This is a genomic window from Marinobacter sp. M-5 (assembly GCF_032911545.1).
Lineage (GTDB): Bacteria > Pseudomonadota > Gammaproteobacteria > Pseudomonadales > Oleiphilaceae > Marinobacter > Marinobacter goseongensis.
In genome coordinates, this window is sequence record NZ_JAWJEK010000001.1 from 333,894 (window position 1) to 346,414 (window position 12,521).

11 protein-coding genes are annotated in these 12,521 nt (G+C 60.8%); 7 read left to right on the forward strand and 4 right to left on the reverse strand.

All coding sequences use genetic code 11. The annotated features are described in order from the left end of the window. The first annotated feature begins 112 nt into the window (after positions 1-112). From chrA to msrB, 3 genes are all read left to right on the forward strand, one after another. Positions 113-1,294: a chromate efflux transporter gene (chrA, locus tag R0125_RS01515; RefSeq protein ID WP_317236892.1), complete on the forward strand. Its 1,182-nt coding sequence runs from the start codon at positions 113-115 to the stop codon at positions 1,292-1,294. A gap of 98 nt (positions 1,295-1,392) precedes the next feature. Further along, positions 1,393-2,037, forward strand: coding sequence for a peptide-methionine (S)-S-oxide reductase MsrA (gene msrA, locus R0125_RS01520; protein WP_317236893.1), 645 nt, complete (start codon positions 1,393-1,395; stop codon positions 2,035-2,037). Positions 2,038-2,047: 10 nt separating this feature from the next. Continuing rightward, on the forward strand, positions 2,048-2,473 hold the full coding sequence (gene msrB / locus R0125_RS01525) for a peptide-methionine (R)-S-oxide reductase MsrB (protein ID WP_248181395.1): 426 nt from the start codon (positions 2,048-2,050) through the stop codon (positions 2,471-2,473). 22 nt (positions 2,474-2,495) lie between these two features. Here the strand turns inward: msrB and R0125_RS01530 are convergent, their stop codons facing one another. Next, the gene (locus R0125_RS01530) at positions 2,496-2,822 is read right to left on the reverse strand and encodes a c-type cytochrome (protein ID WP_248181393.1); all 327 of its coding nucleotides are present in this window, start codon (positions 2,820-2,822) and stop codon (positions 2,496-2,498) included. Between the two features lie 59 nt (positions 2,823-2,881). After that, a complete protein-coding gene (locus R0125_RS01535; RefSeq protein ID WP_248181392.1) occupies positions 2,882-4,108 on the reverse strand; it encodes a sulfite oxidase in 1,227 nt (408 codons plus the stop codon). Positions 4,109-4,230: 122 nt separating this feature from the next. On the opposite strand from R0125_RS01535, the gene R0125_RS01540 reads away from it, so the two are divergent. Further along, positions 4,231-4,995 carry a lysophospholipid acyltransferase family protein gene (locus R0125_RS01540; RefSeq protein ID WP_248181390.1) on the forward strand — a complete coding sequence of 255 codons (765 nt, stop codon included), beginning with the start codon at positions 4,231-4,233 and terminating at the stop codon, positions 4,993-4,995. Positions 4,996-5,019: 24 nt separating this feature from the next. Here the strand turns inward: R0125_RS01540 and R0125_RS01545 are convergent, their stop codons facing one another. Together R0125_RS01545 and nhaD are read right to left on the reverse strand one after the other, a co-directional pair. Continuing rightward, positions 5,020-5,991 (reverse strand): calcium/sodium antiporter, encoded by a 972-nt coding sequence (locus R0125_RS01545; RefSeq protein WP_248181389.1) that lies wholly within the window; start codon positions 5,989-5,991, stop codon positions 5,020-5,022. 9 nt (positions 5,992-6,000) lie between these two features. Further along, positions 6,001-7,251, reverse strand: coding sequence for a sodium:proton antiporter NhaD (gene nhaD, locus R0125_RS01550; RefSeq protein WP_317236894.1), 1,251 nt, complete (start codon positions 7,249-7,251; stop codon positions 6,001-6,003). A 302-nt stretch (positions 7,252-7,553) separates the two neighbouring features. Between nhaD and mqo the strand changes: the two genes are divergently transcribed. The 3 genes from mqo to R0125_RS01565 all read left to right on the forward strand — a co-directional run bounded on the left by mqo (position 7,554) and on the right by R0125_RS01565 (position 12,517). Then, a complete protein-coding gene (mqo, locus tag R0125_RS01555) occupies positions 7,554-9,038 on the forward strand; it encodes a malate dehydrogenase (quinone) (RefSeq protein ID WP_317236895.1) in 1,485 nt (494 codons plus the stop codon). A gap of 163 nt (positions 9,039-9,201) precedes the next feature. Next, a complete protein-coding gene (locus R0125_RS01560) occupies positions 9,202-10,434 on the forward strand; it encodes a carboxylate--amine ligase (RefSeq protein WP_317236896.1) in 1,233 nt (410 codons plus the stop codon). 52 nt (positions 10,435-10,486) lie between these two features. Beyond that, positions 10,487-12,517, forward strand: a complete 2,031-nt coding sequence (locus R0125_RS01565) for a hypothetical protein (protein ID WP_317236897.1) — start codon at positions 10,487-10,489, stop codon at positions 12,515-12,517. Positions 12,518-12,521 lie beyond the last annotated feature (4 nt).

Below are 12,521 nucleotides of genomic sequence, written 5' to 3' on the forward strand. Positions count from 1 at the left end.
CCTTCAGTATGGTTGCCTGCGGCAGTGATGCAACCGGATTGTCACGATGTTCATGTTAAGGGTCAGGGAGAATCCTGTGGCTAACCGAATCAACCAAAATACTCAGTGACTTATGAGCAGACCTCTTCCATCCGAAAAAAATGAGTCACCCTGGCAGATTTTCCTGCTGTTCCTCCGGCTGGGCCTGACATCCTTCGGCGGCCCGGCGGCCCACCTGGGCTTCTTTCACGGCGAGTTCGTCCAGCGCCGGCGCTGGCTTTCCGATGCCGCCTACGGCGAGGTGGTCGCCCTGTGCCAGCTGTTGCCGGGACCGGCGTCGAGCCAGACTGGCCTGACCCTGGGCTACTTGCGAGGCCATTACCGGGGTGCTGCGGCCGCCTGGCTGGGGTTCACCCTGCCATCGGCGCTGATCATGACGCTGTTTGCCCTGGGTCTGAATGTCTGGCCCGAGGTGGCGGCCGGGGGCTGGATCAGCGGCCTGAAACTGTTTGTGGTTGCGGTGGTTGCCCAGGCCATTTGGCAAATGGGCCGGAGCCTGTGCCCGGATGGCCCGCGACTTTCTATTGCCGTGGTGGTGGCGGTGGTGCTACTCACCGCCGGGGCCGTGTGGATGCAGGTTCTGGCGCTGGTTGCCGCGGGCGCGGTCGGTGCGGTGCTGAAGCTGTCGGGCGCGGCCGCGGTTGAGGCATTGAACGTGCCCGTGCAATCCCGCAAACCGATGCTGTTTGCGGCCGGGTTCGCGGTGCTACTGGTGCTGTCGTTTCTGCCACAGACCTCGGGATCGCTGGCGTGGATCGGCGCGGAGCTCTACCGTGCCGGTGCCCTGGTGTTTGGTGGCGGTCATGTGGTGCTGCCCTGGTTGCAGGAAGGTTTTGTGGCTTCTGGCCCGATGCCGGCGGATGCCTTTCTGGCCGGCTACGGTGTTGCCCAGGCCATGCCGGGCCCGCTGTTCTCCTTTTCGGCGTTTCTCGGTGCGACCGAGGGCGGCTGGGCTGGCGCTGCGGTGGCGGTTGGCGCGGTGTTTCTGCCGGGAACTCTGCTGGTGTTTGCCGGCCTGCCCCTGTGGTCTTGGGTACGCACCCATGGCACCGTGCGGGCGGCGCTGACTGGCGTCAACGCCGGCGTGGTTGGGCTACTGTTGGCGGCATTGTATGATCCTGTGTGGACCTCCGCCGTACAGTCTTCCGGCGGCGTGGCGCTGGTGCTGTTGTTGTGGGTGTGCCTGGCCGTGTGGCGGGTGCCGGTGTGGTTGCTGGCGCCGGCGAGCGCACTGGCGGGGCAGGTGCTGTTCTGACGCGCACACGGCGGTATTGGTAAAATCCGCCGCCGCTGGCCACACTGATAGTGAGCACAGCGATACGATTCACCGTTAACAGACAGGCAGAGGCGATTATGACGACATCATGCAATGTTCCCGGCCTTGAGGTACCGAAAAGCCGGTTTCCCGACCCGGAACACGATCCGAAAGACCCGTCCGCGTCTGCTCACATTGTTCTGGGTGGTGGCTGCTTCTGGTGTGTGGAAGCAGTTTTTCTCGCCATGGACGGGGTGTCCCACGTGGAATCCGGCTACGCCGGTGGCAGCCCGGAAACCGCCAATTACGACGCGGTGTGCAGTGGCCAGACCGGCCACGCGGAGGTGGTCGATGTGCACTATGAGCCAGCAAAACTGAGCCTGGGCCAGCTGCTGAAAGTGTTTTTCTCAGTAGCCCACGACCCGACCCAATTGAACCGGCAGGGCAACGACCGCGGCACCCAGTACCGCTCCGCGGTGTTTTTCGAGACGCCGGAACAGCAGCGTGTGGCAGAAGCCTATATCCAGCAGCTCAACGCCGCCGGGGTCTATTCCCAGCCGATCGTGACCACGCTGGAGCCGCTAGAGCGGTTTTATCCGGCGGAGGCGTATCATCAGAATTTCGCGGCGCAGAATCCCTATCAGCCCTACATCATGGCGGTGGCGGCGCCCAAAATGGAAAAGCTGGTGACCACCTACGAGGATTACCTGAAACCCGAATATCGCAATGACGACACAGCCTGAGGAGTTCGCCATGACTGTTTCTGCATCAGGATACGACCTGACCCCCCTGTCACCGACCCAGGTGGACGAGATGGCCGCGGACTTGTCCGAAGACGAGCGCCGGGTATTGCTGGATCACGGCACCGAGCCCCCGTTTTGCGGCACCCTGCTCGACAACAAGAAAACGGGGGTCTATCACTGCCGTCTCTGTGACTTGCCGCTGTTCAGCTCTGACTCGAAGTTCGACTCCGGGACAGGCTGGCCCAGTTTCTTCCAGCCGTTTGACCCTGACCACATTCGCTATCTCGAAGACAGCAGTCTGGGCATGAGCCGCACCGAAATCCGCTGTCCCCGATGTGACAGCCACCTCGGCCATGTGTTTCCGGATGGCCCACCACCGAGCGGGCAACGGTATTGCCTCAACTCCATTGCTATGGTGTTCCGGGAAACCCGCTGAGCCCTCCTTGCACCACCGCCGGTCAGTCGGTGGCGCCACCGGTCACGGTTGCCACATACAGGGCAACAGCGTTGATGTCCTCGGCTGAGAGAGTCTCCTCGAAAGCGGGCATCACGCCGACCCCGGACCGGACGGCGTCCTGAACCTGTTGCCGGGACGGCTTAAGTTCGTCCAGATCCGGGCCGATAGCCCCGGTCGCGCTGGCGTCGCTGAGGGTATGGCAGATGGAGCAGGACGGCTGCGCCTGCTCGATGAAGATCTGTTTGCCGCGGGCCAGCAGCCCGTCGTCGGCCATCGCGACAGCAGACGTCAGCAGCAGGCATAACGCGGATACCACGCAGTTTCTCATGTTCACATCCTGATGCAGATCAGGGAAGGCGGCCGCCGTGTTGGCAGCCGCCTTCCGGTTCAGCCGACCGCGACGGTCACGCCATGGTCTTTCCAGCCGTTGTGGCCATAACCGCGCTCGTTCTCCGTACGCTCCTCTGGCTGGGTGTTGCCCCCGGCGTCCGTGGCGCGGCTGACGATGCGGTGTTCTCCGGCGGTTAGGTCCGTGGCCATCACGAACGGTCGCCAGGCATAGGGCCCCAGATCTGGTCCCAGGAAGCGGGCCTCCTTCCAGTTTTTGCCGCCATCCACCGAAACTTCGACTTTGCTCAGCGCAACGGTGCCGCCAAAAGCGACGCCGTAGATCATGTTGCGTCCCTTGCGGCCGCTCTCAAGGGGCGCGGTAACCCAGGACTTGACGTTCATGTCCCACATCGAGGGTTGATCCGGCGCGCCTTTAACCCCCACATCGCGAATCCGGTAGCCGGAGGCCTGGATCTTGGCGTCGGTCTGGTTCTCGGTGAACGCCACCGTTTTTACGTACTTGACGTTGTTCACGCCGTAATAGCCCGGTACCACCATGCGCAGTGGGCCACCATGAGTGACAGGCAGGGCTTCGTCATTCATCTCCCAGGCCAGCAGGGCGGTCTCCATGGCCTTGGTTGGTACCGAGCGCTCGACCATCACCGTTTTCGGGTCGAGACCGTCTGGTAGGGTTTCACCCCCGGTACTGGTGATGTAGCGGGCACCGTCGGCTGCTCCGCCCAGCGCTTCAACCACATCTTTCAGCGCTACGCCGGTCCACAGCACGCAACCGGCCGCACCGACACTCCATTGGGTTCCGCTGGCGCCGTGGGGGAAGAACGCCCGGCCATTGCCGGAGCACTGCAGAACTGAGGCCACGGTGGTCACCCCCATACGCTTGAGGTCGCCCACCGTCAGGGTTGTCGGCTTTTTCACGCCCTCGATGCGCACTTCCCAGGCGTCAGGGTTGGTCGCGACGTCGTCGGCCGGGGCCGGCAGGTTATTGCGCACGAACAGGCGATCGCTGGGGGTGATGACCCCGCTGCCGATGGCTCCCCGCTGGGTTTCCATGGTGTTTGCGCTGTGCACGATCAGGGCGCTGCGATCTTTCCAGGCGGCAAACTCCGGCAGTGTTTTTGCTTCCTCGGCCTTCGCCAGTGGCGTAAAGCCCAGTAGACTGACGGCTGCCATGGCGCCGGCACTGCCGACAAGAATGCGTCGTCGCCCGGGATTGTCCAGGCCCGGGTCGTTCGGGCCGCACCCGATGTGAACTGTGCTGCTCATGGTCCATCTCCTTGTTGTCGGTTCCGTGGACAGGTGAGACCCGGCTCAGGATCCGGGTTATATCCTTATTACTTATAGGATCCGGTTAAAAAATGATCAAGTACGATTGAGAAGGAATCCCCATGATCCGGCTGAAAATGAATCCGTTGACTGAATCGGCCACGCTGCTGCGGCGAGCAGGCGTGGTGCTCGGTTCGGTCGGCCTGACCGCGTTGTTTTCCCTGCTGGTGCTGTTGCGGGCCCTGTTCGGGCGGTTGAACCGGCGTATCGTGGACAAATACTGCCGGGAATGGTCCGCGTCGCTGCTGCGGCTGGTGCGGGTCAGTCTGACCGTGCGTGGGGCAGTGCCGGATTTCGGTGACGGCCGGCGTTACATCATCATGTGTACCCACGCCAGCCACTACGATATTCCGGTGACCTTCGTGTCCATGCCCGGTTCGGTGAGGATGCTGGCCAAGAAGGAGTTGTTCAGCATTCCGTTACTGGGGCAGGCCATGAGAGCGGCGGAGTTTCCCTCCATCGACCGGGCCAACCGCCAGCGAGCCATGAAGGACCTGGAAAAAGCCCGCGCCATGATGGAGAGCGGCATCGTGCTGTGGGCAGCGCCCGAGGGCACGCGATCACCGGATGGCAAGCTGCTGCCCTTCAAGAAAGGGTGCTTCCACCTGGCACTGGATACCCAGGCGGTGATCGTGCCGGTGGCGGTGCGGGGTATTCATCGGGTACTGCCGGCGCGAACCTGGCAGATCAATCTGGGTCAGCTGGTGGATGTGCGGGTGGGTGCCCCCATCGATACAGCCGGAAAAACCCGGGAGGATCTGGCGCCACTGATGGCCGATGTACGCCAACGGCTCGAGGCGCTGCTGGGGGATGGGGAAGCCGGCTGAGCGGGCAGACTTCCCCGGGGCGCTTCAGCCCACGATGGTGGAGGCCAGATAACCGGTGTAGCCCACGTACACCAGAACCAGCAGGGCACCGTTGTGTCGGCTGATCAGCTTGCGCTTGCCGGTAAGCCCCAGCGCCATCAGCAGCAGACCCAGGGTCAGTGCGGCCATCAGGGTCCAGTCCCGATACAGCACTTCCGGGTCAACCGCCAGCGGTTCGATCGCAGCCGCCAGCCCCACCACTGCCAGAGTATTGAAAATACCCGACCCGACAATGTTGCCGAGGATCAGGTCGTGTTCGTTCTTCTTGACGGCGGCCAGCGCTGACGCCAGCTCCGGCAGTGATGTGCCGATGGCGACAATGGTCAGCCCGATGATCAGATCGCTGACCCCGAGGCTCTGCGCAATGGTCACCGCGCCCCAGACCAGCATTCGTGAACTGACGATCAGCAGCACCAGGCCCACCACCAACCAGATCAGCGCAAGCTTCAGTGGCATCGGGTGCGCCACCAATTCCGCGTCGGTGTCGCCCACCAGGCTGTCACCCTTGCCGCGAATACCCTGATAGATTGACCAGCCCATCACGGCGGCGAACACCGCCAGCAGAATCCAGCCGTCCAGTCGCGTCAGCTCGCCGTCGATCAGCTGGTAGCCGGCGATGGCGGTTAACACCAGCAGCAAGGGCAATTCCTTGCGGATCACCTGGGAGTGCACCGCGATGGGTGCGATCAGGGCGGTCAGGCCCACGATCAAGGCAATGTTGGTGATGTTGGAACCGTAGCCGTTGCCAAGCGCCAGCCCCGGGTTGCCATCGGCCGCCGCCATGGCTGACACAGCCAGCTCCGGCGCCGAGGTGCCGAAACCGATAATGACCATACCGATCAGCAACGATGGCATACCGAGGTGTTTGGCAGTGGCTGCCGCACCCTCGACGAAACGGTCGGCGCTCCATACCAGCAGTACAAGGCCCGCAAGAATGGCGGTAATGGCCATCAACATAGACTTACCTCAATGAATGAAACGACCCAAAAGGATTACCCCGGCGTAACCGAGGGTGTATGCCAGCAAGAGGTGGCCAAGATAACGCATATACGTAGCGAAGGTCAGCCCGGGAATTTTGCTCATGGCGACGATACCGGCTGCCGACCCTATCACCAGCAGCGAGCCTCCCACGCCAACGGCGTAGGTCAGCCCCATCCATTCCCCGGCGGTCATCTCGATACCGGACTTCAGCAGTGCTGCAGTCAAAGGAACGTTGTCGATTACTGCAGAAAAGATCCCCATCAGGTAGTTGGCGGCCACCGGGGGAAGTAAGTCATAAATCGCCACCAGTGACTGCAGCGCCTGGATTTCTTTGAGCATACCCACCAGCAGCAGGATGCCGAGGAAAAACAGCAGGGTCTCGAACTCGATAACGCGGATGTACTCCAGAATGGGGTCCAGGTCGGTGTCATCGCTCATGAACCGCGACACCAGAAACATGATCGAGAGGCCGAACAGAAAAGTCAGTACCGGTGGCGTACTGAACAGGGCATTGCCGGTAATGGTGGCCATGATGGTCAGCAGGAACAACACCCCGATCACCACGTCCACCGGCCGGACCACGCTGACAGTGGTTTTGAGAGTGACGGTGCCAGTCAGGCCCCGGGACAGGAATACCGCGAGTATGAAGACCGTGATGGACGCTGGGATGGCGAGGGTCAGCAGTGTGAGAATCTCCACCTTGTCTGCCAGGAAAATCATCAGCGTGGTGACGTCGCCGGTAATCAGGGATACGCCGCCGGAATTCACCGCAAACACCACCAGGGTGATGAACTGGATGCGTTTTTTCAGCGCCAGATCAAGGGAGAGAATCAGGGAGCATGAGACTAAAGTGGCGGTGATATTGTCTGCCAGAGACGAGAAGATGAAACAGAAAAGGCCGGTCAGAAACAGTAACTTCCGCTCACTGACCTGTTTCGGCATGATCAGGTACACCACATTCTCGATCATCCCTTTCTTGTTCAGGTAGGCGACAAACGTCATGGCCGCCACCAGGAACAACCAGAGACCGGCAATCTCCGCGATGCTCTCTGCCAGACCGGCCGAAATAGCTGAGGTTTCTTCGGGGTTGTCGCTGAACAGAAACAGCAGCATCCAGCACAGGGTGCCGAAAAACAGCGTGATCTTGGCTTTGTTGACGTGAATGGCTTCCTCGAAGATCACGCCCAGCAAGGCCAGCAGGGCCAGTATGATCAATAGGGGCTCGAGACTGAGCATAGCGAATCCTGAACTCGGGTAAGCGGGTGAGGGTGATTGCGAGCGGATTTTAGACCTTTGACCCGCTGGCGGCTAGTGTTCGTAGGTAGAGCAGTGGCCAGACAGATCCACGGCGGGGCGACAAAAACAAACCGTTGATGAACGCATTTTATTCCTGGGTCAAAACAAAGGATAATTGCGCCACACATTCGGACAGGAAGCCGCTGCCGGGCCATCACCTTATTTGCTCTGCAGGCTTCCCAAAGGCCTCTCTGCTGATCGTGGAGAGGTGACAGGCTCAAAACCAAGCAGGGTAAAGACCAATGGCCGTAAGACAGGCAGACGTAGTGCTGGTCGGCGGGGGCGTCATGAGCGCTACCCTCGGCATGATGCTCAGGCAGCTGGACCCATCACTGGACATCGTCATGGTGGAACGTCTCGATCACGTTGCCCATGAAAGCACCGATGGATGGAATAACGCAGGGACCGGTCATGCCGGATACTGCGAACTCAACTACACCCCCGAATCCGAGAACGGCGATGTCACCATTGACCGGGCCCTGCAGATCAACGCCTCGTTCGAGGTGTCGCTGCAGTTCTGGTCCTGGCTGGTGGAACAGGGCAAACTGCCGGAACCGTCCTCATTTATCAACCGCACGCCGCACCAGAGCTTTGTGTGGGGCGAGAAGGACGTGGCTTTCCTCAAGCGCCGTTTCGAGGAGCTCAGCGCCCATCACCTGTTCCGGGAGATGGAATACACCGAGTCACCGCAAGATCTGGCCGAGTGGATGCCGCTGGTGGTCAAACACCGTGATCCCATGCAACGGGTGGCGGCCACCCGCATCAAGCACGGCTCCGATGTCGACTTCGGCTCGCTCACCCGCAGCATGGTGAAGTACCTGGAAAGTACCCCCAACTTCGAGCTGATGCTCAGTAGCCCGGTTCACTACCTGGCCAAGCGGGACAACGGTCGCTGGAAGGTACGGGTCAAGGATCAGAAAACCGGCGTTACCACCAAACTGGAAGCCGGGTTTGTGTTCCTCGGGGCGGGCGGCGGTGCCTTGCCCATGCTGCAGAAATCCGATATTGACGAAGCCAAAGGCTACGGCGGCTTCCCGGTCAGCGGGCAGTGGCTGGTCTGTCAGAAACAGGAGATCGTCGAGCAGCATTACTCCAAGGTGTATGGCAAAGCGCCCATCGGAGCGCCACCCATGTCTGTGCCGCATCTGGACACACGTATTATCAACGGTGAGCCCGCCTTGCTGTTCGGGCCGTTTGCCGGCTTCACCACCCGCTTCCTGAAGCAGGGTTCGGTGTTCGACCTGTTCGGATCGGTGAACCCGAAAAACCTGCGCCCGATGCTGTCGGTGAGCAAGAGCAACATGGACCTGACCCGCTACCTGATCGGAGAGGTGTTCCAGAGCCACGCCGAGCGGGTGGAGTCACTGCGCAACTTCTTCCCGGATGCCCGGGAGGAAGACTGGCGCCTGCAAAGTGCCGGCCAGCGGGTTCAGATCATCAAACAGGTGCCCGGCGGTGGTGGCAAACTGGAGTTTGGCACCGAGATTGTGGCGGCGAAAGACGGCACCCTGGCGGCCCTGTTAGGCGCCTCGCCCGGGGCTTCCACCGCCGCCCACGCGATGATCGACGTGATTGAGCGCTGCTTCGCTGACAAGATCAAGACGCCCCAGTGGCAGGAGCGGATGAAAGAGATGGTGCCCTCGTACGGCCAGTCTCTGGTTGACGATGAACAATTGCTCAGAAATGTGCGTGCACGCACGCTGAGTACGCTCAAATTGACCTCATAGTCAAAATTGATCTAAAAAGCCTCGAACCACCTTCGAAACACCATGAATACTGGCCTTTGCGCCTGTATTTATGGTGTTTTTCTGCTTTTTACGGCTGGGAATATTTGCGATTTGCACCAAACTCTATAGGTTAGGAGACACATATCCTGAAAGGAGTTCTTCTGTGAGTGAGCAAACGTTCAATCCGGAAAAAGGCTATATCGCTCTGTTGGGGTGGAGCCTCAATGCCATTGAGGCAGCCGACAAGTTCGACCGCCGCTATGTGGTGGTTGCACCCGACTGGGCGGAAGCCTACTGCAAAGAACACGACATCCCCTACGTTCCCTGGAATTTCGAGCGCCTTAACGACCGTTCCTTCGAGATCGCCCAGACCCTGAAAGAAATGGGTGTGGATGTGTCGATTCCGCTGTTCGAGGAAACGGTGGAGTGGGCCGGTGCCATCAACTCGGTGCTGCTCGACAATCCCCGACTGTTTGGCCAGGCCATGCTGTTGCGTGACAAGGCGTTGATGAAACGCCGGGCACAGCTGGGTGGTATCCGCGTGGGTATTTTCGAAGAGGCACACGACAAAGAGGATGTGGTGCGCTTCCTCAAGCGGGTCAACCAGACCCTGCTGAAACTGGACGGCGACCCCAACGACCCGATTCACCTGAAAGCCTTCGACAAGGCCGGCTGTCTGGGCCACCGGGTGATCCGTACGCCGGATGAGGTGGACACCATTCCGGATGAGGAATTCCCGGTGCTGATGGAGTCCCACCTCGACGGTTGGGAGTTCGCGGTCGAGGCCTGGATTCACAACGGCAAGATCGCTTTCCTCAACATTTCCGAGTACGTGACCCTGGGCTATTCGGTGTTTGTGCCTGCCACACCGGACCTTGAGAAACATCGGGCGCAGATCACGGCAGAGATTGAAAAGCTGATCAAAACCTTCGACATCGACTTCGGCTTCGTACACCCGGAGTACTTCGTAACCAGTGACAACACCATGTATTTCGGTGAAGTGGCGTACCGCCCACCGGGCTTCAAGGTGTTTGAGTTGCTGGAGCGCGCTTACGGATTCAACGCCTACCAGGGCCTGATTCTGTCGTTCGATCCGAAGACCACGCCCGAGGAAGTCAAAGCGTTCTTCCCGAAAGAGGTGGTGGACGCCAAAGGCTACGCCGGCTGCTTCGGCGTGTACCCCCGTCGCCGGGTGGTCAGCAAACTGGAGATGCCCGAGGAAACCGAGAATCACGAGTATTTCGAGACCCACGAGCTTACCCCGCCGGTGGAGGAAACCGTCACCAAGCGCACGGCATTCGGCACCCACTGGGGGCTGATCTACTTTTTCGGGGACGACCCCTACGTGATGAGGGATCTCCTCAAGCACCAGGAAGAACTGGATTTCTATGTATAATTCCGCAAGGAATAACTGAAACGGGTCTGGTCCAGACCCTGAGGAAGACAGTTTGAGCGATACCGACGCTGGCAACGCCGTACCGGTTGTGAATTTCGACAAGCTGGTACAGCGGCTGGATGATGCCATAGTGGCGCTGGCGGAAAGTCGCCCGTTTGCCAAGGTGGGCAAGCTACCGCGGTTGTTTGACCTTGCCCGCCGGGTGCTGCTGCAGCCCGGCGGCTTCGCAGCCATCCAGGCGCGGGCGGAACAACTGGAGCAAGCGGGCGTGTTCACCGGCACAGATTGGGCGGAGCCCACTATCCTGTTGCCGTATCTGACCACCAGTGCCTTGCAGAGCCCGAACGCCGACACCGTGGTTATCGAAGCGATCAGCGAGTTGCGGCTGCTGGCGGTGGCCAACGGTGAATTCCTGCACCCCTCCATGGCATCGGAGCAGGCCCACCATTATCTGACCCAGGTGCTGGCCATCAACCTGAGCCTGTTGTTCGGCGAGCAAGGTGAGGCTGAGCGGGAGCAGGGCAAGCTGGCGCTGATCAGCCGGGGCGTGATTCAGCATGTGGCGCAGGAAATCGGCTACGAACACGTCATCGATCGCCTGATTGATGAAATCTGGCGAATTCTCCAGCAGCGACCGATCCAGGTCACCAGTGTGCGCCAGATGATCACTCAGATCGCCTTGTGCCGCATCGACCCGGACATTGACCTGGGTGGCGCCGGGCAGGGCGCGGAACGGCTGATCTCCAGCCTGTACGGCCCGACCCAGGCCTGCCGTGAGGATCCCGGCATTGCGGTCTATGAAGAGCGGCTGCAGTCCATGGACGAGGTCGCGCTGCAGAGCGAAGCCACCGGTTTTGCCCGGTCCATGCATGACACCGGTCTGGTGTCGCCGTATCACGCGTCATTCGTGCGCCATATTCTGGACAAACAGGACAGACTGCTGACCGAAGCCCTGGGCCTCTCCAGCACTGGCCGCGACTGCCTGTTGTGCTACAGGGAATTGGTGCATGCGCTGGTGGTTGAGGGGGTTTTCCCGGAGACCGCCCAGGGCCTGTATGGTCTGGCGCTGATGCTGGAACGGGGCATTCTGTACCAGCCGCCGGTGGCGCCGGCCTTGTGGCGGCAGGTGCTGCTGAATATTTGCCCAGCGGCAAGCGAACGTATCCATCTGGCCTATGGTCACTCCCCGCAGCCCGGTGCGTGGCTGATCCAGGGCGTGATGAACATGCTGGGCCAGCCCCTGGGCGTCGGGCAGGGCAATAACCCGACCTGTCAGTCGGCCCGGGCGTTGTCCATGTGGGCCTACAACGACCCCGACTATCTTCTGCAGATGGTGGCCTGGGCGGCGCGAGACAACGAAATCATTATGCACTTCGAGGGCAAGCCGGTGTCGTCGGTGAAGAGCGTGAGCGGTGTGGCCTCGGAAGTTACCCTCGATCTGGATCCGGTCTCGCTGGTGGTGGTGCCTCACCTGGATCGTATTTACGCGGAAATGGGGCGGCTGTGTGTGGACCGCCCGGGTGATCCGCACAAGTGGGTCAACCCGGAATTCCATGGCTGGTCGGCCGGCCGTGGATTTGCCATCAATGTGGATGTGGAAACCGGTAACCTTCAGGACCTGGGAGGTTTTCTGCGCCACTTCTACGCCAGTTATCACCCCTACTACAACGGCAACCAGCCGTTGATCCATCCGCAACCGGCGGGCGTGGCGGTGACAGACAGCGCTGCCCGCTTCATCGGCTGGCACGCCATCACCATTCTGCGGGTGGCATTGGACCCGGAGGAGGTCATGCGGGTGTACTTCTTCAACCCCAACAACGACAGCGGTCAGAATTGGGGCGACGGCGTGGTGGTCAGTACCGCCCGCCAGGGCGAGCGCTTCGGCGAAGCGTCTTTGCCGTTCGAGCAGTTTGCCTCAAGGCTTTACATCTACCACTACGATCCCCTGGAGCGCGGCGAGCCGGCGGATGTGGGGGGGGACGAACTGCAGCGCGTGATCGATCGGGTCTCCGACAGCTGGGGCCGTGATCGCGTGCCTGCTGATATCGCACTGCAGGCAGAGCCGCCACCGTCGGAGGCGTGATCCG